The sequence below is a fragment of the Microvirga sp. RSM25 genome, assembly GCF_044784385.1.
GTDB classification, from domain to species: Bacteria; Pseudomonadota; Alphaproteobacteria; order Rhizobiales; family Beijerinckiaceae; genus Microvirga; species Microvirga tunisiensis.
The window spans coordinates 5,164,332-5,185,397 of the sequence record NZ_CP173039.1 but is presented as its reverse complement, the minus strand read 5'-3'; the positions used below and the strand labels follow the sequence as shown (position 1 = coordinate 5,185,397).

At 59.3% G+C, this 21,066-nt stretch carries 26 protein-coding genes; 6 read left to right on the top strand and 20 right to left on the bottom strand.

Annotation, left to right across the window (positions count from 1 at the left end; translation table 11 throughout):
• Positions 1–1,478 precede the first annotated feature (1,478 nt).
• The 3 genes from ACD578_RS24675 to ACD578_RS24665 all read right to left on the bottom strand — a co-directional run bounded on the left by ACD578_RS24675 (position 1,479) and on the right by ACD578_RS24665 (position 3,404).
• Complete coding sequence (locus ACD578_RS24675; protein WP_404289373.1) at positions 1,479–2,240, bottom strand: lytic transglycosylase domain-containing protein; 762 nt, start codon at positions 2,238–2,240, stop codon at positions 1,479–1,481.
• Positions 2,241–2,707: 467 nt separating this feature from the next.
• Positions 2,708–2,887, bottom strand: coding sequence for a hypothetical protein (locus ACD578_RS24670; protein ID WP_404289371.1), 180 nt, complete (start codon positions 2,885–2,887; stop codon positions 2,708–2,710).
• Positions 2,888–3,068: 181 nt separating this feature from the next.
• Positions 3,069–3,404: a DUF6894 family protein gene (locus ACD578_RS24665; RefSeq protein ID WP_404289369.1), complete on the bottom strand. Its 336-nt coding sequence runs from the start codon at positions 3,402–3,404 to the stop codon at positions 3,069–3,071.
• An 865-nt stretch (positions 3,405–4,269) separates the two neighbouring features.
• On the opposite strand from ACD578_RS24665, the gene ACD578_RS24660 reads away from it, so the two are divergent.
• A complete protein-coding gene (locus ACD578_RS24660) occupies positions 4,270–5,007 on the top strand; it encodes a LuxR C-terminal-related transcriptional regulator (protein WP_404289367.1) in 738 nt (245 codons plus the stop codon).
• Between the two features lie 45 nt (positions 5,008–5,052).
• Here the strand turns inward: ACD578_RS24660 and ACD578_RS24655 are convergent, their stop codons facing one another.
• Positions 5,053–5,229, bottom strand: coding sequence for a hypothetical protein (locus tag ACD578_RS24655; protein ID WP_404289365.1), 177 nt, complete (start codon positions 5,227–5,229; stop codon positions 5,053–5,055).
• Positions 5,230–5,706: 477 nt separating this feature from the next.
• On the opposite strand from ACD578_RS24655, the gene ACD578_RS24650 reads away from it, so the two are divergent.
• Both ACD578_RS24650 and ACD578_RS24645 read left to right on the top strand, forming a co-directional pair.
• On the top strand, positions 5,707–5,904 hold the full coding sequence (locus ACD578_RS24650; protein ID WP_404289363.1) for a hypothetical protein: 198 nt from the start codon (positions 5,707–5,709) through the stop codon (positions 5,902–5,904).
• A 115-nt stretch (positions 5,905–6,019) separates the two neighbouring features.
• Entirely contained in the window at positions 6,020–6,304 is a 285-nt protein-coding gene (locus ACD578_RS24645) for a hypothetical protein (protein ID WP_404289361.1), read from the top strand.
• Positions 6,305–6,435: 131 nt separating this feature from the next.
• Here ACD578_RS24645 and ACD578_RS24640 read toward each other — a convergent pair whose 3' ends face one another.
• The 3 genes from ACD578_RS24640 to ACD578_RS24630 form a co-directional block, all read right to left on the bottom strand.
• Entirely contained in the window at positions 6,436–6,570 is a 135-nt protein-coding gene (locus ACD578_RS24640) for a hypothetical protein (protein WP_404289359.1), read from the bottom strand.
• A 171-nt stretch (positions 6,571–6,741) separates the two neighbouring features.
• Entirely contained in the window at positions 6,742–7,386 is a 645-nt protein-coding gene (locus ACD578_RS24635; protein ID WP_404289357.1) for a hypothetical protein, read from the bottom strand.
• A gap of 193 nt (positions 7,387–7,579) precedes the next feature.
• Complete coding sequence (locus ACD578_RS24630) at positions 7,580–7,897, bottom strand: hypothetical protein (protein WP_404289355.1); 318 nt, start codon at positions 7,895–7,897, stop codon at positions 7,580–7,582.
• Positions 7,898–8,407: 510 nt separating this feature from the next.
• Here ACD578_RS24630 and ACD578_RS24625 point away from each other — a divergent pair.
• Positions 8,408–8,647 (top strand): hypothetical protein, encoded by a 240-nt coding sequence (locus ACD578_RS24625; RefSeq protein WP_404289353.1) that lies wholly within the window; start codon positions 8,408–8,410, stop codon positions 8,645–8,647.
• Positions 8,648–8,660: 13 nt separating this feature from the next.
• Here ACD578_RS24625 and ACD578_RS24620 read toward each other — a convergent pair whose 3' ends face one another.
• The 4 genes from ACD578_RS24620 to ACD578_RS24605 all read right to left on the bottom strand — a co-directional run bounded on the left by ACD578_RS24620 (position 8,661) and on the right by ACD578_RS24605 (position 10,882).
• Positions 8,661–8,831 carry a hypothetical protein gene (locus ACD578_RS24620; RefSeq protein ID WP_404289351.1) on the bottom strand — a complete coding sequence of 57 codons (171 nt, stop codon included), beginning with the start codon at positions 8,829–8,831 and terminating at the stop codon, positions 8,661–8,663.
• 842 nt (positions 8,832–9,673) lie between these two features.
• Positions 9,674–10,138, bottom strand: a complete 465-nt coding sequence (locus tag ACD578_RS24615; protein ID WP_404289349.1) for a helix-turn-helix domain-containing protein — start codon at positions 10,136–10,138, stop codon at positions 9,674–9,676.
• A gap of 97 nt (positions 10,139–10,235) precedes the next feature.
• A complete protein-coding gene (locus ACD578_RS24610) occupies positions 10,236–10,553 on the bottom strand; it encodes a hypothetical protein (protein ID WP_404289347.1) in 318 nt (105 codons plus the stop codon).
• Between the two features lie 92 nt (positions 10,554–10,645).
• On the bottom strand, positions 10,646–10,882 hold the full coding sequence (locus ACD578_RS24605; protein ID WP_404289345.1) for a helix-turn-helix domain-containing protein: 237 nt from the start codon (positions 10,880–10,882) through the stop codon (positions 10,646–10,648).
• Between the two features lie 193 nt (positions 10,883–11,075).
• Here ACD578_RS24605 and ACD578_RS24600 point away from each other — a divergent pair, with 193 nt between their 5' ends.
• Both ACD578_RS24600 and ACD578_RS24595 read left to right on the top strand, forming a co-directional pair.
• Positions 11,076–11,252: a hypothetical protein gene (locus ACD578_RS24600; protein ID WP_404289343.1), complete on the top strand. Its 177-nt coding sequence runs from the start codon at positions 11,076–11,078 to the stop codon at positions 11,250–11,252.
• Between the two features lie 123 nt (positions 11,253–11,375).
• A complete protein-coding gene (locus tag ACD578_RS24595) occupies positions 11,376–11,615 on the top strand; it encodes a hypothetical protein (RefSeq protein ID WP_404289341.1) in 240 nt (79 codons plus the stop codon).
• A gap of 124 nt (positions 11,616–11,739) precedes the next feature.
• On the opposite strand, the gene ACD578_RS24590 is transcribed toward ACD578_RS24595, so the two are convergent.
• The 9 genes from ACD578_RS24590 to ACD578_RS24550 all read right to left on the bottom strand — a co-directional run bounded on the left by ACD578_RS24590 (position 11,740) and on the right by ACD578_RS24550 (position 21,031).
• Entirely contained in the window at positions 11,740–12,699 is a 960-nt protein-coding gene (locus ACD578_RS24590) for a hypothetical protein (RefSeq protein ID WP_404289339.1), read from the bottom strand.
• Between the two features lie 154 nt (positions 12,700–12,853).
• Positions 12,854–13,348: a GNAT family N-acetyltransferase gene (locus ACD578_RS24585; RefSeq protein ID WP_404289337.1), complete on the bottom strand. Its 495-nt coding sequence runs from the start codon at positions 13,346–13,348 to the stop codon at positions 12,854–12,856.
• An 82-nt stretch (positions 13,349–13,430) separates the two neighbouring features.
• The gene (gene istB, locus ACD578_RS24580; protein WP_404289335.1) at positions 13,431–14,288 is read right to left on the bottom strand and encodes an IS21-like element helper ATPase IstB; all 858 of its coding nucleotides are present in this window, start codon (positions 14,286–14,288) and stop codon (positions 13,431–13,433) included.
• Positions 14,285–15,547 carry an IS21 family transposase gene (istA, locus tag ACD578_RS24575; RefSeq protein ID WP_404289333.1) on the bottom strand — a complete coding sequence of 421 codons (1,263 nt, stop codon included), beginning with the start codon at positions 15,545–15,547 and terminating at the stop codon, positions 14,285–14,287. Before istA ends, istB begins: the two co-directional genes overlap by 4 nt.
• Positions 15,548–15,674: 127 nt before the next feature.
• On the bottom strand, positions 15,675–16,418 hold the full coding sequence (locus ACD578_RS24570; protein ID WP_404289331.1) for a GNAT family N-acetyltransferase: 744 nt from the start codon (positions 16,416–16,418) through the stop codon (positions 15,675–15,677).
• Between the two features lie 477 nt (positions 16,419–16,895).
• On the bottom strand, positions 16,896–17,105 hold the full coding sequence (locus ACD578_RS24565; RefSeq protein WP_404289329.1) for a hypothetical protein: 210 nt from the start codon (positions 17,103–17,105) through the stop codon (positions 16,896–16,898).
• 457 nt (positions 17,106–17,562) lie between these two features.
• On the bottom strand, positions 17,563–17,805 hold the full coding sequence (locus ACD578_RS24560) for a hypothetical protein (protein ID WP_404289327.1): 243 nt from the start codon (positions 17,803–17,805) through the stop codon (positions 17,563–17,565).
• 1,791 nt (positions 17,806–19,596) lie between these two features.
• Positions 19,597–20,613 carry an AraC family transcriptional regulator ligand-binding domain-containing protein gene (locus tag ACD578_RS24555; RefSeq protein WP_404289325.1) on the bottom strand — a complete coding sequence of 339 codons (1,017 nt, stop codon included), beginning with the start codon at positions 20,611–20,613 and terminating at the stop codon, positions 19,597–19,599.
• A 79-nt stretch (positions 20,614–20,692) separates the two neighbouring features.
• Positions 20,693–21,031, bottom strand: a complete 339-nt coding sequence (locus ACD578_RS24550) for a DUF6894 family protein (protein ID WP_404289323.1) — start codon at positions 21,029–21,031, stop codon at positions 20,693–20,695.
• Positions 21,032–21,066 lie beyond the last annotated feature (35 nt).

Below are 21,066 nucleotides of genomic sequence, written 5' to 3'. Positions count from 1 at the left end.
CTCTCCTTGCTTATGGTTCTCAGATGATGGCTGGTCCTCAGACGACCACCCTTCAGGCCAATTGCACTTCAACCCGCATGGGCTTTCAGACGGTCACGAACTGCTATTGAGCAGCAAGGCTAAGGACATTTGATCCCGCAAAGAAAGAGCGCCCATTCGACTGGCGCTCTAGGTGGGCCGCCAGTGCGACCATCCAGGGAGAACGACCGTGCCATACGGCACAGGAAGAGGCTGCGCCCGAAAGGTAAACGCATCCCTAACAAAGCCACCAATCGGGGCTTATCTGCCGGTCTGGCCCGCCCTATGAGCCTTGGCTGGAACTAGGGACCAATCGCGCGACGTGCCTCTGCAAGGGCCTGTTCGCAGCTCCCCTCGTGGCCGCCTCGATCAGCCTCCCGCGCTCGCTCCAGTGCTGACAGTGCTTTTGTAATAGACGCTCCCTCGCCAAGGCTCTCCTCTGCACGCGCGATTGAGCCAGGACTCGGCTGTCGATGGAGGAGGGCCGCTGTGCTTTCGGGCGCTACTGGGCCAGCCCCCGCTATAGCCGCAGCTCGCGCATCAACCTGGGCCTGGACAGCATCAATCTGGGCTGTGCATGGACCAGCATGGCTCGCAGTAACGGGTGCAACAAACGCAACAATACCGAGAACCAAAGTTTGTGAGCGAATGAAACAGGGCATCGGAGTTCCCCCTGGAAGAGTACGGGAGCGTAACTAGAGTCGTCTGCCAAATGAAGAACCGCAATGCGCATCCTGTTTTCTGAATCGAAATCTCTTGGCTAAAGCCGCTTCAACAGCCGTGCCGCCGCCATGACGAGTTGCGTTTAGAGCACCTCCTCAGCCGCATCGTATTTCATCACCCACCGCTCGCGGGTCTCCCACTCCATGCCTCTCGGATTGGGTTGATAGACGTACCCAATCAGTGTGCTCACAGGAAGCGACTGTCAGGCCTAGCAATCGAAGTTCACTTCATGCTAGGCGGCCCGTCGAGAGATGAAGTGCATGTTAACCGGAGATCCGCATTGCGCGTGTTCGCGATAACACTGACATTGCTGGCGGTTAGCTCAGCCCTCGCCGGTTGCCAAATTGGGGGGCGCATGGGCGTTCTTCCTCGGACCGACATCACTCCACCGCCCTCACTTGTCGGCGACCTCAAAGAGGGCTCTCAGCCCGTAAACACTCCGCCTGCCTCATTAGGCGGTCAGCCGTCTGGTGGTTCTGAAACTGGATCCGGCTCCGCGTCCGCTTCTGAACCCGCAATGCCCCAGTTATGACCGGAACCGGTATCGGTGCCGCAGTGCCGTCATCCGGCGGCGTGTCTCAATCGCCTTATGGGAGAACCGCCCGTGTCTGTAATTGCCATTGAGCGCACTTGTGGTTCTCTGATGAACCCCTTTGTGCGGGCGCGTTCAATCTCTGAGTCGAAATCTCTTGGCTAAAGCCGCTAATCAGCAGTGCCATTGCTGACACGAGTATTGCTCATATTCCGGCGGCAATCCGGAGGCTCTCCGGCCTCAACTTCGCGGAAATGGATTGCATGCGGGCGTCATGGGCAGCCCACATCTGCCGAATTTTCGTCTTCCGCCTCTTCTCCTTCTCCTGCGCAAGAGCAAGTGAACGCATTTCGGCAGAAGGCACTGCGGCAGCGACCTTTAACCCTCTCATTGGTCGCTGCGGGGGCAGAACCTTGATACCGGCCGCCGCGCTTTTCATCCGGTGAGATGATCTAGATGGGGAGAGATTGGCCGTTGTATCGGCAGTGGCCCTGGGGGCGGGCTTCGATGCATATAATGAGCCCAAAGTTGAAACGCTGAGTGCGTTACCGCCTGCAGGAATAGGGGATCCGATAGCTGCCAAGTGGGTCCGAACGCGTCGGCAGTACTCCACCGAGAGTGGTGTCATGCGCTCCTCACCGTGTCCTGCCCGATACTTCATGAGCGTGCGGCACAGGTCACCGTCAGCAAGCTGCCACGCGCGACCAAGATAGGCGACGCCATAGCGAATGTTCGTCTCGGGCTCGAATAATCCGGCCAACGTGCCTCTGTAGCCCAGCATGGCCGCCGTTGTCGGACGGATCTGCATGAGGCCGACCTCACCAACTCCTCCAACAGCATCAGGTACATAAGCACTCTCGACCTGCACTACCGCATCCGCAATATCAGGAGGAAGTCCCACCTGCTCGGCCTCACGCCTGATTGTCTCAAGATGAGCCTTACGTCCCGGTGTATAGGCTTGAGGCATCCCGATGAGGCCCTCAATGACGGGAGGCAGTGGGATATCCGGGAAATCGGCTGAAGGCGCCTGTGCTAAAGCAGGAAGGAACAGAAGTCCAAACACTAGGCAGACACTGACGTGGTGTGGATTGCACAATGAGAGCCCCCGCTGTCATTCAAGATTAATTGGAACCGAGTCTAGGAGAGTAACCCGCGAGGCTCAACGGCAGAATGGAGCAACATAGGTACTCAGAACTGCCAGTAATCTCCGCCGCAACGAATGTCTGGTCAGGCAATTCTCTAGCTATAGCCGCGCCGCTACAGTTTCGACCTCAACGGCCTCTGCAACGCCTGCCACCGTGCCGGGGTGGACCTGCGGCATAGCCATCCGATGGTTTGTCCTGCGCTGACGCATGCAGTCAATTGAGTGCAGTCTGCGTGTAGGGCCAGGCGTACGAAGTACCTAGCCCTATCGCTCCTGGAAGATGCTCCGTTTCATCGCCGTACCGGCACGTTTTCGCGCCGGGCGAGTTCAATCTCCTCAGCATCGAAGTAGCGGTCCAGCCATTCAAAGGCGTCCTGGATCAGGGCTCTGCGCACCGACGGGTCTGGATGTCGCCCCGCGAGCATCATGGCTCTCGTGTAGCGGGACCAGCAGTAAGTGCAGCTATTCATCGCACAGGCTTCCATGAACAAATCCGAATGACTGCTCCTATTCTATCCTGGGATCTCACGGCTTTCTGTAGCCGAGATCACACTCGTAGTTGGCCCATGCGGCACCGGCTACGCTTTACGGACCAAAATCCGACGCGCTACAGCCGCTTCATCAGCCGCGCCGCTGCCGCTCCGAGCCTGACTAATGAGCCGAGAGAGCATCAAGCGGGATGGTCTGCACCGCCTGACCTGAGGCATCGACAATCTCCAGCCGCCAGCCCTGCCACTCATCCGAGTTCAAGGGATCTTGGGCCCGAAGCTCTTCGACGGCTTCCATGGCGGAGACTGCAGCCGCCTGGAGGCTGGACGCCACGATCCCCTCCTCGTCGCGGATCATGCTGTCACCATTGGTGAGATTGAAGTAGTAGCGCGCCGACACCGAGAGGCCGGACGCGGATCCATTCAAGGGACTGACCGACAGGTCGATTGCAATGAGGCTTTCAGTCGGCGCCTGCTTGCCGTTAGTGAACGTTGCCATGGCTGAGATACTTTACTGGATTGCCGGAGAGGAGAGATTTTCAAGATCCACCCAGCCGGTGCAGGTCGGGATCTCGGGGACAAGATACGCGCGGCTTCCATAGAGCTTCTCAACCCGACATGGGTAAGTTCTCTTGTCGCCTGGAGGGCGGTACAAGACCAAGCACCCCTCAGAGACAACATCGCTGGAGACAGGCTCAAGGGCGGCTTGTGCGCTTGCCGCGAGCTGCTCGACTCGGCTTGGATCGGGAGAAATGCCGTCCTTGGCGGCCCGGAGGCGGTCGAGGGTCGCAATAGCAAGGCGGCCTCGGTCCCGGTAACGATCCATGACCAGTTTCAGAGGGCCGCGCTCCTGCCCCGAATGCCAGGAGACCCCCCGGCTTTGGCGAGCTCCGCCGCCACAGCCTCAACTTCCTCATCAGTCATCATCAGCCCTCCTCATCAAGAGGTAGGGTTCGATTCCTGTACTGCAATGCAGGAGACGTGCGCCGGCCGTCACAGTGACGTCACCGAGGGTAAATCCCCTCCTTAATCCTTCACACGTCACCACACCTTCCCGCTTGCTAGCGCAGAGAAATGCCTCCCCACGGTTGGCAAGCCTGCCATTGATTGGGCAGTGCCCCTGGACCAATCCAGTTCCGTCCAAAGCCTCACCTCATCTAGGCCAAGGATTACCTCTCAAGGGTTAACCTCGGCGGAGGAACAAACAATCCGACCACTTGTTAAAGCTGGGCAAAGTCCAGAGCACATGGACTGGTTCGGGATACAGCGTCCTCACGCCAAGGCTTCTCGTCTGAAAGGCTTGGCAGCTGGTGCGGATCATCTCGGTTGCACATTGCTGCACATCATTATGGGGACAGACAATCATGAACCAGGACGTCATCTACAATGAGCAAATCCTCTCGATTGCTCAGAATGCTTCGTCGTATGTGACGACCGTTCTGGTCTGTCAGAATACTCTCATCCGCAGCGGCATCAGCCATATTCTGTCAGGAACGCACTTCGTCATCTCAGACGAACCCCTCGAACAGGCATCGGAACGGCCCATCCTGTGTCTCATCCACGCCGACCAAGCGGCTGATGGACTGTCCGAGACAGTGACAAGGCTGAAAGCACAATGGCCTTCAGCCCGGGTGGTTCTCCTGACCGAGCACATGGAGCCCGCAGCTATGGTGCAGGCCCTTCAGGCGGGCTTGGACGGCCTCTGCTCGACAGCAATGGTCCGCGAGGCCCTGACCAAAGCCCTTGAGCTCGTTATGCTGGGTGAAACCTTCATCACGCCAGCTCTGGCCCTCAGCCTGTTGGATGAAGCCACTCGCCAGCAGCGGGCTCGTCCTGATGGAACTGTCGTGATTGGTCCTGCGGCTGCGGCGATTGCCGGCAAGCTATCGGGACGGGAGGCCCAGATCCTGAACCACCTGACCCAAGGCGCCTCAAACAAGCACATCGCGCGGGAACTTGGGGTCGCAGAGGCAACCGTGAAAGTTCACGTCAAGGCCATCCTGCGAAAGGTGAAGGCCGCCAATCGCACCCAAGCGGCCATGTGGGCGCAACAGCACATGAACCCTGCGGCAAACGACGGCGTCATTGCCGTGGCTGATTAATGTAGCGTGTGGGGACTAGATGAGCCCTTTACTCTGGGATCAGTCCTATGCCGCGTCGAGCATTTGCTCTCTGCGCTGCTCAAGAAGGGCTATTGCATCGCGAGCATACTGACGGAACTCCTCTTTGAGGAATTCGGGCTCGCTATTCCAATCTGGCGCTTCTTCCTGCGCGTCATAGAACGTACGAGCGATATGCTCGACCTGCTGTCGAAGATTGTCCATTAATGCCCCTACTTAACCTGAATTGTGCTCTTGAAGCCTTTCCTCACAGGCGTTCGGGTGCGGATTGTTGTTGCTAATCCCGATGAGGAAGAGTGCCGGACGTAGGCTTACATTCACGCTTTCGTGATCCGCAATTCAGCTAATGGAGTACCTCAAAGGTGGTAAAATCTACCGGCCCATTCTTCTTCAGTAAGAAACCTCCACTCGGGCTAGAGCAGCGGGCAATCAAGAATAGAGCTGGACGAGCCTCTATTGGAGCGCGCCTTCGCTTTTCATCCATGCCACCCGCTGTAACGAGTTAGCTTAGGTTAACAAAAACCTGCCGCTCTGTTGACTTCCCGACAGACGGATTACCCCCGAATCAGCATAGTCTCGTCCAACTAACAAAAAGTCTCGGGGGCGCTACGTCATCGCCAGCCAATTGCAAGCATTTCCACTAGGAAAGGCGATGGCAGGGCTGAGCACGTGAGGGGCGTTATGAAGGGCAAGAAACCAAAACTGCCGCCGAGGACGCGGCGGGACGTTACGCGACTTGAGCGTCAGCTCGCCGCTGTCGAGGCGCAAATCGCTCGCCTCGAACAAGAACCGCAGTTGGGTCTTGCGGAGCGCGACCACTTTCTCCTCTGGAAGCGGCCATCCCTCTTTATGACCGAGCGCCCAGCGGTGCTGCATTAGGCTCCAACCTCTCAGGAGCAAGCCTGCTCTGGCGCAGATCCTCACCAGCGCCTCGCAGAATACCGTCGCGAGTCAGCGATGTTACGGAAGAACAACAAGAACTCGGAGGAACACAATGTCCTTTGCCATGCTCAAACGCCTGACCTCAGGATCGTCGCAACAGCCTCCAAGCACCTACTCGCCACACATTCTGCCTTTGCTGCAGTCGTTGCTAGCAGCCCTGGCCGATATCGATTTTGAGTACCAGAAGGACCGGGAGACAATCCTGAAGAGCCCAATCGACGAGCCTCTCAAACAGAGAGCTGTTGCCACACTCGCGAAGCGCCATCACGAGCGGCGTAATCCTTACCTGCGAGAGCTTGATAAGCTGGAGAGGCAGATCCAAAGGACGTTTTCATAGAGGTTGCCTTTTCCGCGAGGCGCCACTCCGGAGGCCATCGTCGCGTGACCGTCAGAGCCTGGTCTACTCCTGTTCGGCCCAAAGATTGCAGGCTGGTCTCTCTTGCTAAGGTCGGCCGCACGTGCTTCCCGCTACAGGCGCTTCATCAGCCGCGCCGCTGCCATGGCGAGCCGCGTATCGAGCATCTCCGCAGCGGCATCATACGGAGCCACGCACTGCTCATCAATCGCCCAACACATGCCTTTGGGATGGGAGGCAAGTTCCATTCGCCCGTGTCTTGGGCTCGGAGAGCCCCGCCTTGTTCTTTGCTTGGATGCGCCTCCCTGGATCCGGAACCGAAATTTCTGACCAAAGGCGCTGCAACAACTGACAGGAAGCATACCTAACGCATTCTCTACGTTGGCTCTTACGGCTCGCTCACGCAATCGCCGTATCGCTCATGATGGTGGCGGGGGATTCACAGTGGGCGATGCCTCCCGGTCCCGCTGGCCAAGAGCCTGATACAAATCTGAACTCAGGCTGCTGAGGGGAACGGCCTCATATTGCGAAACTGTTATGCAACGCCCCTCAATGCTCGCCATCACAACGGCATTGGCAGAAGGCTGCTGACCTTCCCTCGCCTGACCGCTCGTCGAGCCGTGACGTTCCTCACCTGTGTCACTCTCCTTGCTCACGGCGATGACGTACCAGACGTTTCCTGTTTTAGCCGCTTCGGCCAGTAGCCGTGCTCGTTGCTTTGCCTCGTTTAAGGCCTTGCGGCGCTCTTCAATTGACTCACCCCGTGTGAAGGCGAGATTGGGCGGCGTATCTCCGCTTTCGCCGTAGGGATGGACGAAGTTCAATGTCATCCGCAAGCTGTCAGCCTTAACCTCAGTGACAGGAAGCGCAGCCGCTTCTTTTCGCCCTTGAACGAACTCCCGCACGGCCACATCGCACGACCGGAACTCATCCGGTTCCTGCACCGCTTGCTGAGGTGCCGGCTTAGCCTGAGCAGGAGTGTTACGTTTTCGGGATGTCGCGCCCTCTGCTCCAGCAGAGAGAGCAAGAACACAAACGAGAGCTAACGAGAAAACTCGCACCATGGCTCCTTCCTCCTGAAATCAGGAAGAACGTCGCCAACTCAGCCAACGGCCAAGCTGCTTGGTTAGTAACGAGTCCCCAGCCGAGATGGCTACACTCAAGAAAACAACGCTTTGACTGGTTCTTAGTTGCTGGGTGGTCGAAAAGGTCTCTTAGCCTTGCCGTTCTGGATATCCTTCAACCTGCCAGACGGGATCAACTTTCGCTCTTGTGCTTCAGTGCTCGGATTGCAGCAGCAAGCTCCCGCGATAAGAGACTTCGCGTCACCAGATAATCTGGGCCAAGAAGGATGCTATAGCGCGTCCGGCTCCCTAGGTGCACCGCCTCGCATAGCTCCGCAGCTCTCTCCAACGCATCGTTTTCAGCTTCACGAATGACAGCGGCAATCCTGGCAAAGCCCTTGTCTGTCAGCTGCCAGGAAGGCCCAGCCCCATCGCCCTCAACCAAGTCAATATACATATGGATCACCTCACGCAGGCTCTCAGCGCGCTCTTGCGGCTTCATGAATGCCATCGTCCGAACTCCCAAGAATTTCTGTCTCCGCGCCTATGCCTTCGCAACGTTCATGCGACATCTGCAGGCGGCCACAGTCACAATCTGCTCTGTCCTACAAGGACATCTTCGGCTCCGGACGAAGCACGAAAGGGTGCGCCGCAGCCGAAGACCCTGACAGGTGGCTTTCCTGCTCGAATCGTATCTTGTGGAACTCTCTTACGAGGCGAAACCGTCTAGTGTTTCGCCGTAGATTTCGCCTCCACAATTTCCGTGACGTCCCACTTCTTGGGTTCGGCGCTTCGGCTCCCCTGGTCCTTTCTGGGCTTCTTCGCCTCTCGGTTCCCGTGCTGTTCGCGATGTGCCATGGGATAGCCCTCCTAGCTTCAGGATCACACTTGCAGTTGTCCCGCCGCAGACAGAGAATACCACGGCAGGAGCCCGTCGAGAGAACCGCCATAGGTGTACTTTTTGGCTGGCCTAAGCAAAAACTAAACGTGGGGTCGACAGCCCCAACCTGCGAGGCTCCCGATGGCATGCGAGGATTTGGTCGCACAGTGCTTTATGGACGAGCGGGCGCCGCTCGCGGTTCCTGAGCTGAACCGTGAGCGGACCCTTAAGTATCTGGAGTGCTGCTATCAGCAGGGGTTGTCGTGGGAGGATGCCAAGCAGCAGATCCAGGCGCTTCTGCAGCAAAGAGGCGTTCCCCATCAGGGCATTGTGCGGCAGCTGCAGCTCGCCAAACCGCTGCTTCAGCCTTGGTTGGACTGACTCTGACCAAACCTCAAAGCCGCCTCATCAGCCTCGCCTCTGCCATGACGAGCTGCGCATCGAGCTTCTCCTCAGCAGCGTCATAGCGGGCGACCCACCGTTCGTTCGTCGCCCAACCCATGCCCGAATGCAGGAGCGGCAGATTCCACTCATCCAGATCCTCCCCGAGAAGATCCGCCTTCATCCGTGCTTTCACGCGTCAAGCCTGCCCAACTGGGTCGAGGAACTGCGAGGCATAGGCTTCTGCGAACCCAAGCATGCCGATTGGAAGATGAAGTCGTTCCGAGCGGCCTATTAACTATAAACACCTGAATCTGCCGGGGGGTTGTTTCAGCTATTCACTCAATTCACGAACGCTGTGCCAATTGCGCCATTAGCTCTCGGCTTTCTTCGGCATGCCAGCAATACCGCTCATCACCGACGCCGCCGTTTGTTTCATCGCCGGACGTTTGGATGAGGACGACTGGGATTGGCACGCACCCATAGCCACAGCTAAGTCGAACACTCATTGTTTTGCGGCCAAGCCACAAGCTGGGGTTCTGCGTTTGTCTTTTCAGCAGGAATCCGATCATCAGCCCAGGATTGTGAGTCTGCAGGTCAGTCGAGGGGCGCTGCCCTGGTTGCGTAGCGCATCGCGTCGGGAACAGGCGCGAAGGGTTTTTGTTGAGCCAAGCTGAAACCGTCTCTTTGGCTGATTGTTGCCTCGTCGAAGACTGCTTCCGCAATAGGGTCTTCGGAAGAAGAAGGCTTCCTCATCTTCAGGCAATGGCGGGTGAGGAGGCCTTTCTGTTTTTTGGAACAGGCTGCTCCTGGCAGTTGCGGCGCACACAATGCTCAGCGGCTACGTCTCTTCATCTGCCGTGCCCTGTGGTCGGCTCATTCCATGAAGCTCATGTTGGACCGGACGCGCACCGTGCCGTCCGGCTGCGGGACCGCCGTGTAGGTCCGCTCGCGCGGCTTGGGCTTCTCTTCGATGGGTCGCTTGGCGATAGGGCGACGGCCAGCAAGCCGAGCCCGTCGCAGGCGTCATGCAGCATCAGGTTCCTCCGGCTTCGGGCTGTAGACGCGCACCACGGGGAAGGTCACGGCCTGTCCGTCGCCATCCTCCACCTCCAGCTGCTTCTTGTCGCGCCACTTGTCGGGCTGGCGGTTCTTGAGCCAGTTCAGCGCCGCACCCGGATCGGGCGGGATGTGCGTGGTGGTCTCGGCCCGGATGACCTCGCCCTGAAAGCAGAAAATCTTCTCGGTCTTGATGTCGTAGCCGGTGGCGCGCTTGTGGAAGGAGACCGCGACATCGGCATCAGCCGGTATCTTCGCGCGCGAGACTGCCTCGGAAAATTCCGGATGACGCCTCTTCCACTCGTAGTACGTATCGGTGCTGATCTCGAAGAAGGCGGCTATCTCCTCGTCCGTGTGCGAGAGCAGGCCGAGCTTGTAGGCGTGTTCGGGATGATAGTCGGGATCGTACTTGGTCGGCCGTCCGGCGGGCATCACACTCTCTCCGGGATGTAGCGCAGGGGCTGGATCGACATGGCACCTTCCCAGAGCGCATCGTTGAACCCTGCCATGGCCTCCGGGCCGATGGCCTTCATCTCGGCCATCTTCGCCCTGAGGGCTGTCGCCAGTTGCGGGTGCTTCCTTCTCGCAGCGAACTGGAGTGCCCAAGTATACGCGGGGTACTTGTAGCGGCTTGGCGGGCGCGGGGGCGGAGCCTGAACTCGACCCATCCCTGCTCGATTGCGGCGGCGAACTCCGGCTTCGTCTCGATCCACTCATAGATCGCGTACACCGGTACGCCGAGCACACGGGCAAGACCTTCTTCGCTCAGGCCGACGCGGGCCAGGCGCTGCGCCTGATCGGCGTAGTCGTCGCGGTACTGGATTGTCGGTACTGGCTGCTCCGTCATGGCTGACGCCGCTTTCGTTCGCTATCTGTTCTGAATATCATAGAATTCGTCGCTCTCGTCTACTGGGCTAAGCGGCCGCAAGGCCCTGTCGCTTAGTCCGCATCGCGGTCCCGCAAGCGAACGCCCGCTCCGCCTCCATTTTCGGGAATGAAGTGGACCCCCGCGCGCTCAAAGGTGAGCCGCAGCAGATTTCGGTTGCTGCCGCGCATCTCGCCTCCCTTCTCGAAGGCTCGCAAAGTCACGACACTCAGCCCTGTCTCCTCGGACAGTTTGGCCTGCGTCCAGTCGAGAAGGCCCCTTGCAGCCCGGCATTGAGAAGCACTGATCATCAATAGCAACTTAGGGCGAACTTACCTTTTTCGCAAGTTATGACTTGAAACAGCAACCCCACAGTGATACTTTCCTTTTTAGGAAGTTTCCTGCCATAAAGGAAAGAACATGCCTCTTAGCGCAGGATCAACTGGACTGCTGCCACGCGTGACCTGCGGCTCCCGGCCGCTCATGAGGAAAGAGGAGGAAGTGATGAAGCATAAATCCGGAGACATGAAACGCCGTCGTGATGCCGCCTACCGCAAGGGACGGCGCGACCTCGCTGACGACATCCTGGACCTTCTGCGCGCGGGCAGGCTCGATGCCGCCCAGGAGCGGTTGCGGGCAGAGATCAGGCCGGAAGGGGACGGCGCTTCCGACCGGGCCTGAGCCCACGGGAGCGCGCCGCGTGGCTCGCTTATGCCAAGCATGGCGGCATGGATATCCAGGGCCGCCATCGCCATCCCGGATCTGGAGGACAGCAGCAATGCCGAGCCGCCCCAGGAGTGCCACATGACCGGAGACGAAGACCTCAACCGCAAGGACGACCACCTGACCAAGTGCGCCGCGCTCTGCCTGGTGGAGACCGGCATCGAAGTGACGGCCTGCGATGGCATCATCAACATTGATCTCGGCGCAGGGCTCGGCGTCACCCTCATGGATACGGATCTGACGCCGTTTCAGGCGCGGCTGCTGTCGGACGCGCTGCTCGAAGTGGCCCGCCTCGCGGAAGGTACTTGCCATGAGGCATGAGCATTCGAAGCCCGATCTGTTTCACTGGATCAGCCTGCTGGCCATGGCCATCGCGCTGCATGGCTATCACAAAGGCTTCCCGACGATCTATCCGGCCGATGTGGTTGCCCTGGCCGTGGTCGGCCTAATCCTGGCCTACTGCGTAAGGGGCAAGCGACAGTTCACCGGACAGGAGAATCCGGGCGAGCGCCTCGCGTTGCGTCTTGGCCAAGCGTTGCGCCGCATTGTCCGGTCCCGCTAACGCCTCCTTCGTGCCACCGGCCCGCATCAATTCGGCCAGCCTGTTGGCCTTCCTCTTCGTGAGTCGGTCGGAGAGCATCTTCGCGCCCGCACCGACAAGTGGAGCCGCGATGGCTGACGGATAGCCGTTGAACAGTCCGCTCAAGGCCCCGGCGACCGAGGCTCCGCCGAGTGACCCCTGCGGGGCGAGCAGGTCGCCGGTGAGCCGTGTCGCCTTGCGCGAGAGAGAACCCTTGGCCACGTCCCTGACCGCTGCCAGTTCGTCGGGCGTGAGGTTCTTCATCGCCTGCGGCAAGCGGCCAATGCGGGCGCGGATGGCGCGCTCCGGGTTCGCGGCGTCTTCGGCCTCGCGGAGCAGGCTCTCAACCGCATCAGACTTCGCCACCCGGCTCCGCAGGGCCTCGGCCTCCATCGGGGACGACGCGTCGGCTGCCTGTGCCTGGGCGCGCAGGTCGTCCGCCGAGGGCACCTTCGGCTTGCCGCGCTTGAGGAGCTGCGCGAGATGCTGGGTGACGCCACCAACCGCCTGCGCCGCCGCCGTGCCGCTAATGCCGCCGAGCGCCCCGAGCGAGGCCGCATCGCCCACATCCTCGTCGTGACCGGCTCCGTGCAGGGCTCCATAGCCCGCGCCTTCGACACCGCCCGCCATCAGTTTCGCCCCGAGCGCCTTTCCCCTGGACAGGCCCCCTGGAACCAACCGGGCTGCGCTCAGACCAGCATTGGCAGCCGCGCTCATCGGCAGAACGCCAGCACCGATTTCAGCTACGGTCCCGGCGTGACCGGCGCGTGCCCTGGCATCCCCGGTTGCCTGACGGTGCAGCCGGAGCGCCTCGTCGTAGTCCATGTCCGGTCGGCGCCGTCTGGCTGGCTGATACTTGCTTCTTTAATCTGGCATTCCTCAGCAATCCGTGGGCGCGGTTTGGCTGGTCAGCGGCATTCAGGCTAGCCTTTGTAGAAACTGTGAGGTGCACATTACACAATCCTCTCGGCGCTATAGGCTACTGATCCGCATCGGTCAGTGCTGAGTCAGAATGAGCAGATCGACTGTCTGCGGCTCTTCGAGGTTTGCGCCCCCCCCTGCGCTTGAACTTGCGATAAGCCTCCCTCACGACGGCAGGAATGCGAGGTCGCACAAAGTCCTGGTACGCAGACCGCATTGCGATCCGTGGAAGCTGGAACAGCAACGAGACGATAGAGCGGCGGATGAGATAGACATCAACGTACTTGTCCTGAGACATCCGCCACAAGCCATGCCAGCCTGCCTCGCTCAGGTGGTTTATCTCATCGAGCTCTGGGCTGGAGAACGCATGTTTGATTACCTCTGCCGTCAGAAGGCTGCCAGGCATGCAATCAGCAAAAGCCTCATCGAAAGTAATTTTTGGCAGCATCAACGTCCGGCCGCACAGAACTCCCATTCCCAGAGCAACAACGCGCTCTCCAACCCGGATGACGTGCCATTCCCACCGGCCGCGCGCAGCGAAGTTCCGGATCAAGGTGGTGTCAACGGGCGTTGAAGCTTCCGCATTTGTGGGCCTTCAATTTTCCCTACCTGATGGGTGGGGCTGTTTCCGGTGATCAGCCGGTTGAATGATCCATCGATGTCCCTCCGGGTGGTCGGCCGCGGCGCTTTGGTGCCGGCGGTGGCGTAATTAGGGCTTTCGATCGCACGTGCTCGGGAACCAGCTCGGCATGCTGACGCAAGCGGTAGCTTGAGCCCTCGATCTGGATCACAACCGCATGGTGGAGCAGGCGATCCAAAAGCGCCGTGGCCACAACAGGATCGCCAAAAACCTCGCCCCATTCGGCAAAACCGCGATTGGAGGTCAGGATCATGGCGCCTTTCTCATAGCGGGCATTGACGAGCTGGAAGAACAGATTGCCGCCGCCGGACGTGACCGGCAGATAGCCGATCTCATCCACCACCAGCAGGGAAGCCCGCGACAGAAAGCGGATGCGCTCGCGCAGTTGCCCCTCCCGATCCGCCTTTGCCAAAGAGGCAATGATCTCGGCCAGGGTCGCAAAGTAGACGCTCTTGCCGGCTTTCACCGCCTCCACTGCCAGGGCTGTCGCCAGATGGCTCTTGCCCGTGCCAGGCGGGCCGAGCAGATGCACCGCCTCGGCCCGGTCGATGAACTTCAGCTCGGCCAAGGCCAGAATGCGGTTGCGGTCGAGCGAGGGCTGGAAGGCAAAGTCAAAGCTCGCCAGGGTCTTGACCGTGGTCAGCCGCGCCATCATCAGGGCCGCCTTGATGCGTCGGCTCTCGCGCACCGTGAGCTCTTCCAAAAGCAAGTGATCGAGCGCTGCGATCCCGTCGATCTCGCCCTGCTCGATGCGCCGCAGCGTTGCGTCGAGCATCTCCAGGGCGCGGGGCATCCGCAAGCCAACCAGACTTCTCCGGATACTCTCAATCGTAGGGTGTCCATGGCCTGTCATGCCCGGCCTCCCGTGGCGGCCAGGCGATCCGCGACCGCCTGATAGAAGGCCAGCGAGCGACGCGCGACCCGGTCGCCTGGGCGTCCGACCATAATCGCCTCGGACGCGCTGCGCGATGCGTTTGCGATGAACCCCTGGCGATGGACTGGATCGACCCGCGATTGGCGCCGCCCTTCGAGCACCGGATGCTCGGCCACCACTCGGCCCGCATCGAGAATGCGGATCCGGTCGGGAAGCTGATGTACCTCGACGATGCGTCGGGTGCGATCCGGAACGCTGTAGTAGTTGCCGCCGATCGACACGAGCCCATCATGACTGACCCGGCGCTCGAGCTTGAGCAGGGCATCGAAGGGGAAGGCCGGCAGGGACTGCAACTCCGGCTGCTCGGCGGCAAAGGCCTCCGCGACGATGCGCTGGGTCGTGCCGTGTAGGCGGGCATTGGCCACTGTGGCGAGCCAGTCGCATAGTTGGGCGTTAAGGTCGTCGAGATTACGGAAGGAACGGGCCAGGAAGAAGTCCTGCCGGATGTAGCTGAAGGGCCGCTCGACCTTTCCCTTCGTCTTGGCCCGGTACGGCCGACAAGCTTTGGGCAGGAAGCCGTAGTGCTGCGCCATGGTGAGCAGCGCCCGGTTGTAGATGATCTGGCCCTCGCCATCCTCACCGGTCACCGCGGTCTTCATGCGGTCATAGAGGATCTCGAGCGGCACGCCGCCGATGCTCTCGAACGCCAGCATGTGACAGCGCAGCAGGGTCTGCAGATCCTGGTGCAGGACGAAGCGGGCGAAGATGTAGCGCGAGTGACCGAGCACGAGGGAGAACAGCCAGACGATGCGGGTGATCTCCGGCTGGTCAGTGAAGACCGTGACGAAGCGAGCGAAGTCGACCTGGGCCTGCTGGCCGGCAGGCGTCTCGAAGCGGATCTCGAAGGGCTTGGGCCGATCGGCCGGGCGGATGGCGCAGAGGAAGCGCTTCACGGCCGTGTAGGCACCCTCATACCCGCGCTCTCGGATCTCACGGGTGAGCCGCACCGCGCTCAGGTCGGGAAAGGCGGTGACGCGCTCGCGCAGGTAGTCGCGGTACGGCGCCAGCTTGCCGGAGCGACTGCCCCGCCGTGGGCCATAGACAGGCGGTTCGAGGCCGCGGGCGATGTACTTGCGGATGGTCTTGGGATCGCGGCCGGTGCGGCGAGCGATGGCTGAGATGGATAATCCCTGACGATGGAGGTCGAGGATCATAGGCAATTCTCCAAGCTGGATCACCGGCGCCACTCCCGTCCGAATTGTCTCGGAGGGGATCATCGACGACGGCGGGAGCACCTGCACGGCCGGAGCATGCCTCAGGACGTGAAGGCAGGGGCATCAGCTAGGGAATTTTCGAAGCCCACAATCAGGCAATATTCACCGCCCTATGACAGGTGGTGTAGAAGGCAATGACCTTGGCCTCGCCAATCATGGCGGTCCCACGGCGCCCCTTCCAGCCGGAGGCCTCGAGAGCCAGATACTCGGGAAGGAAGTCTTCAGCGCCAGTTGATCCCTTTCGCATCTCGACCGTAACCTGTCCGCGACTATCAAGCTTCTTCCGGTATCGCCTGACATTCCGGCGTATATTGCCTAGGCTGGACCAGTAGGTATCGGCGTCCTCCTTCACGTTGAGAAACGAATATTGGGAGCGTAAACCGAGGCGGATCGTATAGCCACTGCCCCCCTCTTTGATACTCTCCCAAACAGGGGAGTTCTGCCTCACCGCTTTCATCTCAAGACTTAGATGGTGCGGCACTTGGCGACGCAACTCCGCCAGCAGAGCCTTGAAGGCAGGTTCTGCCTGATCACCTGCGAGCAGCACGTCACCGGAGGGAGTATGCGCGTCGGACGGTGTGCGCAGGGTAGGCCAAGATGAGCCAAGGATCCGATGCGGTGTGATAATGACAGGGAGTACGCCTACAAGTCTGTCCCCGATGTAGGAGAAGCAACATAGCCAATGCTCGCCAGGACTTAGTTTGTGCTGCAGGAAGGCATCGACCCAATCCGGCAGTAAAGTTGGGAGCCCCTGAGGGGCCTCCCAGGCAAGATGATCCCAAGCATCGAGGTGCGGAGCCATAGCCTCGATATCGCGAACCGTAACCGTGCGCAAAGCAGTCTCCCCAGCGGGTCTTCCTGAAGGCCTGAACGTCATCCTTACCTACAGCAGAAGCCAGCACTTCTCCACTCTACTAATCTCTTTTAGAGCATAGACGTATTTTCTGATTATATGATCATTACAAGACTTTGATCGGTAGTCTTTCCTAAATCATTGCGATCAAAGATACATGAGGAACAGATGCCCATATATTCGTATCCGCCGCTTTAGATTAATCCCAACCACATAACTAAAGACTGGGACTCGATGGACTCTATTGAAATGCACCAATTCTATTCGTCTTTACCTCAAAGGGATTTGAAATCTAATCCTCTGCCTAAGAACTCGCCCACATTTCCGAAACCACCTGACGCGGATCTAAGGCCGAAATTGGATACGCCCACGCCAATTGAGTGAGCCATCAAGGCTCCATCACCACCTCATCTGGATGGCGCTCCACGCACCGCTACGGGTAATCCTGATCTCTGAGCCTCACGCCTCGATCATCTTGGCGACAGCTGCCGCTGCATAGGGCTTTCCGGTGCCCGTCACTAAACCAGCCACGGCCATCTCGTCCGCGATCTCTCGTAAGATGCGCTTGCGACCTTGGACCTTGTACCGCCGCAGCTTCTTGGCCATCGCCACCATCGCCGGGTTGATTTCGGCGTAGTTCTTCCGGCCTTCGACCTTCACGCGGCCCATAAGGTCCCTTCCGCGACACCGCTCCCTTGTCGGTGGAGGTGCAAGGATTTGCAGTCCTCTGCGTAACCGCTCTGCACCGACGCTCGACTGCATAGGGCGATGTTCCTGCGGTAGGACGGCACCGAGGCGGCTATGATCTCTTGGCTTGGATCTGGAGCATCGCCCCCACCTGCTCCTCTTCCATGCGGGGAGAGACCGAGACAACGTGCTCGTCTCGGTCTCTCCTACGCCAAGCATTCGCGAGTATTCGGGCACCGGCTGAGGCCTGCTGCGGAGCCGTTTTTACTGAATAATTGGCGCGGCGTTCCATAAGCTGCCGCGAAGGCTTTCCGAACACTTCAAATCGCGTTCAATACTGACAATTATGCGAAATAGCGCGGTCGGTTTTCCACGCCCGTATGTAGGTTTTTCGCGCACACACCAATGCATTCCATACTGGCTGTTATGCGAAAGGGGGCTAGCCGCACCGCGCAATGAGCGTCGCACGGCCCTTCGCGGTCAGGACCGCCACATTCCGGTTCTCAGGGCTGAGCATGGCATATCCGCCGCTGAACAGCTTGTGCAGTGTGGCCGTGAGCCGGACCTCGGCATCGTCATGCACCCACGTATAATCACCAGCTCTGTCAGATCGGTAGACGCGGCAGGCGGGCTTTGTGTCCAGAAGACCGAGTGTGCGCAGTTGCGCCTGACTGATGGTCATGGATGCGATCCCTGATCAGGTCATGTTCGTCGTCATAGCGTCGATGAGAAAAGGGCCACGCCCAGCCTTTGACTGTGGTCGCGGCCCTTCGGTCCGTATTGCCCCTACGGATACTTCTGTATAGGCACCTTTTCTAATCGCTACAATAAGTACGTATGCCTATATCCAGAGTAAATAAGGCACAATACTGTTCCCTGGATTAACATGTATCAATAAAACATGACGTTCATCTTCATAGATGATGTTCAGTTGGCCTATTTTTGCCTCCGGTAAGCCTCAATTTGCCGCCATTCCTGCGAATACGCGATTGTCTACTTACCTACCATGTTCTTCTACTTACGTTCCCTAACGGCACATCTGTGAATCACGTCTGTGCTTTGCGCGCTAAGGCTTCTGGCCATGTGCGCGACCCACTGGCTCGACTTTGCCCGAGGGGTAAGCAAGCCCTAAGTGATACCTAAATATTCTTAATAACCATGTGGTTTAAGACAATGATCGCGCGTGGAACGATAACAAACCTAACCCCTAGATAGGTCTTATTGAAGACACATATTTGGAAAATACATGTCGATACCGACTTGTTATTTTGCCCCTACGGGTCGGACCTCAGAGCGCCCCTGATAAGCGGGCGCTTTCTTTTTGCCGACTTAGCTTTTCAGCAAAAGTAGCCTCGCAGACCGGGCTGTTCCATACTGGGGGTTATGCGAAATCACGGGCCGCCGCTGCGCATTGTAATGCGTCCAAGCACAGTTCCCACGCCGTAAGAAAGTTTGCTTTCGTCGGAACCAAAGTGACATGAGCGGGTTGATGCATTTCACCGACCCAATTTTTGCCCCTACGGGTCGGGACCTTGGAAGCGCCCCCTTAGGGGGCGCTTTTTCTTTGTCCGCGGGCAGAGTTCGGGGAGTTCGCATCCAGATCGTGGCCCGGAGTTATGGGACGATGGCGGAACGACAACAACCTCCCGTCCTAATCAAAGCTCAACATTCCATACTGCGCGTTAAGCGAATTACGAAGACTGGTTTCCTGCACGCGCGAGGCGTTCCGTCAGAACCTGGATCAACTCGAAATGGTTTTTCCGAGCCTCCTCCACGTGTCGACCGGAACCGACGTTCCCTAAGGCATTGATCTGCTTTTCCTCAAGAGCAATGCGTCGCCGAATGCTTTCGGGAGTGGTGTGCTTGGCCGCCTCTGTTTCCACCCATCTGGATCTTTGGCCATTCTGTTTAGGCATCGGACCCTCAGGGTTGCTGTCCCAAGAGGTCAACCTGCCCCACGGAATAAGCCGGGCAATAAGCTGCTCTATCACATCTTCTCGATGAGAGGGTTTTGCGTCTCATTCGGCCAAGCCAACTTGGCACTCGCGTGACCCGGAAGCCAGTTACATACTGACGGTTATGCGAAATCGCGCGGCCGGTTTTCACGCGCGAGGCAATAAAAAGGGCCGCGCCCGATCTTATGACCATGTTCGCGACCCTCAGCCCGCATTGCCCCTACGCGCCAACGATGGGTATTAGCGGAAAAGCATCCACCCACCTCGCTGTTCTGAGCCAATGACTTGTTTGGTTGAGCCAGACCGACTGCGCCATTCGTCTCGCCCAAGCTGCTGATCTCTGCCAGCAACTTGGGATCGAGCGCGTCACCCTTATTGCGATGTCGGCCCGAGGGACGAACTCACGGATTACGGCAAGCGCATCCTCGGCGTAGCGTAGGATCTCGCCTCATTTTCGGCACCCATGGCCATCTTATCTGGGTTACAGCCGCCTCGCTCCCTCGCGAGCGGCAGCCCCATTACGACATCGAGGCATATGAGTCCTTGTCTCTGCGACTTAGGATTTCGGCCCGTCTTTGCGTGGGCGCCTGTCCTGTCCAGCGCCGGAAGGCATGGGTGAAGCCGCTGACCTCCTGATAGCCGAGCAGCCAAGCAATGCGCGATATCGAAAGGCTAGCGTCGGCCAGATAATGGCGCGCCAACTCCTTGCGCATGTCCTCAAGGACCGCCAGGAAGGTCAGGTCCTCCGCTGCCAGCCGCCGCGCCAGCGTACGCTTGCTCATGCCGAGCGCCCGTGCCACTTCGCCCACATGGATCCTGCCGTGAGGCAGGAGCGGAGCGAGGGCGTTCTCCACACTGACGCGGATCGAACTGGCTGAGCGGGCCTGACGGGACAGGACCTCTTCGCAGGAGCGGACCAGAAGCTCATTCAGGTACGGATCGGCATTGACGAGCGGAAGCTGCGATGCGCCGCGGGCAAAGGCAACGTCATCATGCTCGGACGCAAAGGCAACCTCGCACCCGAAAAATGCATCCAGCTGGTCGGAGGCGCCACAGCGGGGATGAGCGAAGGTGACCTGGATAGGCTTGATGTTCGTGTCGGTCAGGGTTTGACAGATTCGGACGAGCGTCCTGGCCCAGAACTCGACCTGATGGCGATCGGTGTGCCGGGCTACGCCGACATTGCTGTAGCCGAGGCGCAAGTCACTGTCTTCTCGGCATTGCAGCCGGACCCCCTCGTTGGTGATGGTGCTGTACCGTTCGGCGCGGGCCAGCGCCTCGCCGAGCGTCGCCGACGAGGCGAGTACGAAGTAGAGCAGGCCAGCCTCCCGCAGATCGAACGCCTCGGCGAGATGGAATCCCAGTAACTCCTCGGGAAGTGCGTCCGCCACCAGGTTCAGGAAAGCGATCTGGCTCGCCGCATCCATGCGGGCATCCCGGTCCTGGAGCTGGGACAACGACAGGCCGGCCTTGCACAGGAGCGGGCCGGGGTCGAGATCCGCTGCCCTGACCCTGGCCATGGCCAAGCGGGCCACAAGGCCCGCCGCACCGGGGGCATCGCCAAGACGGTCGTGGGCAATCGTTGCATTGGAACGCCCCCTGCTGCGGTGAGGCTCAGTATCCTGACTGGGCGGACGTGGCCATTCCGGTAGACATAAGGGACTTAAAATCCCTTGGAACAGGGCAGCGGTTGTCGCTCTCCTGGCTGGAACTGCCAAGGCTGATGCTCAGGACATATTGTCCTGTGCAATCGGCGACCTCTATCCGCCAGCCGTCCCACTCGGCCGGGGCCAAGGAACCATCCCGGTAGAGGTCCTCAAGTGCGCGAGCGATATGGCCAACCACGTCTCCCTCAATCGACAGAATAACTCCTGTCTCATCACGGATCACCTCTGTGTCTGAGACGAAGTTGAAAAAGAACCGGCTCGTGGCGGGCCTTTCCAGCACAATCATGACAATCCTCCCCTAGAATATGCAGATCATCAAGT

Excerpts from the sequence above, each read along its gene's own strand:
- ACD578_RS24675 (WP_404289373.1), bottom strand. The coding sequence starts at position 2,240 with ATGCCTCAAGCCTATACACCGGGACGTAAGGCTCATCTTGAGACAATC.
- ACD578_RS24670 (WP_404289371.1), bottom strand. The coding sequence starts at position 2,887 with ATGAATAGCTGCACTTACTGCTGGTCCCGCTACACGAGAGCCATGATG.
- ACD578_RS24665 (WP_404289369.1), bottom strand. The coding sequence starts at position 3,404 with ATGGCAACGTTCACTAACGGCAAGCAGGCGCCGACTGAAAGCCTCATT.
- ACD578_RS24660 (WP_404289367.1), top strand. The coding sequence starts at position 4,270 with ATGAACCAGGACGTCATCTACAATGAGCAAATCCTCTCGATTGCTCAG.
- ACD578_RS24655 (WP_404289365.1), bottom strand. The coding sequence starts at position 5,229 with ATGGACAATCTTCGACAGCAGGTCGAGCATATCGCTCGTACGTTCTAT.
- ACD578_RS24650 (WP_404289363.1), top strand. The coding sequence starts at position 5,707 with ATGAAGGGCAAGAAACCAAAACTGCCGCCGAGGACGCGGCGGGACGTT.
- ACD578_RS24645 (WP_404289361.1), top strand. The coding sequence starts at position 6,020 with ATGTCCTTTGCCATGCTCAAACGCCTGACCTCAGGATCGTCGCAACAG.
- ACD578_RS24640 (WP_404289359.1), bottom strand. The coding sequence starts at position 6,570 with ATGGAACTTGCCTCCCATCCCAAAGGCATGTGTTGGGCGATTGATGAG.
- ACD578_RS24635 (WP_404289357.1), bottom strand. The coding sequence starts at position 7,386 with ATGGTGCGAGTTTTCTCGTTAGCTCTCGTTTGTGTTCTTGCTCTCTCT.
- ACD578_RS24630 (WP_404289355.1), bottom strand. The coding sequence starts at position 7,897 with ATGGCATTCATGAAGCCGCAAGAGCGCGCTGAGAGCCTGCGTGAGGTG.
- ACD578_RS24625 (WP_404289353.1), top strand. The coding sequence starts at position 8,408 with ATGGCATGCGAGGATTTGGTCGCACAGTGCTTTATGGACGAGCGGGCG.
- ACD578_RS24620 (WP_404289351.1), bottom strand. The coding sequence starts at position 8,831 with ATGAAGGCGGATCTTCTCGGGGAGGATCTGGATGAGTGGAATCTGCCG.
- ACD578_RS24615 (WP_404289349.1), bottom strand. The coding sequence starts at position 10,138 with ATGCCCGCCGGACGGCCGACCAAGTACGATCCCGACTATCATCCCGAA.
- ACD578_RS24610 (WP_404289347.1), bottom strand. The coding sequence starts at position 10,553 with ATGACGGAGCAGCCAGTACCGACAATCCAGTACCGCGACGACTACGCC.
- ACD578_RS24605 (WP_404289345.1), bottom strand. The coding sequence starts at position 10,882 with ATGATCAGTGCTTCTCAATGCCGGGCTGCAAGGGGCCTTCTCGACTGG.
- ACD578_RS24600 (WP_404289343.1), top strand. The coding sequence starts at position 11,076 with ATGAAGCATAAATCCGGAGACATGAAACGCCGTCGTGATGCCGCCTAC.
- ACD578_RS24595 (WP_404289341.1), top strand. The coding sequence starts at position 11,376 with ATGACCGGAGACGAAGACCTCAACCGCAAGGACGACCACCTGACCAAG.
- ACD578_RS24590 (WP_404289339.1), bottom strand. The coding sequence starts at position 12,699 with ATGGACTACGACGAGGCGCTCCGGCTGCACCGTCAGGCAACCGGGGAT.
- istB (WP_404289335.1), bottom strand. The coding sequence starts at position 14,288 with ATGACAGGCCATGGACACCCTACGATTGAGAGTATCCGGAGAAGTCTG.
- ACD578_RS24565 (WP_404289329.1), bottom strand. The coding sequence starts at position 17,105 with ATGGGCCGCGTGAAGGTCGAAGGCCGGAAGAACTACGCCGAAATCAAC.
- ACD578_RS24560 (WP_404289327.1), bottom strand. The coding sequence starts at position 17,805 with ATGACCATCAGTCAGGCGCAACTGCGCACACTCGGTCTTCTGGACACA.
- ACD578_RS24550 (WP_404289323.1), bottom strand. The coding sequence starts at position 21,031 with ATGATTGTGCTGGAAAGGCCCGCCACGAGCCGGTTCTTTTTCAACTTC.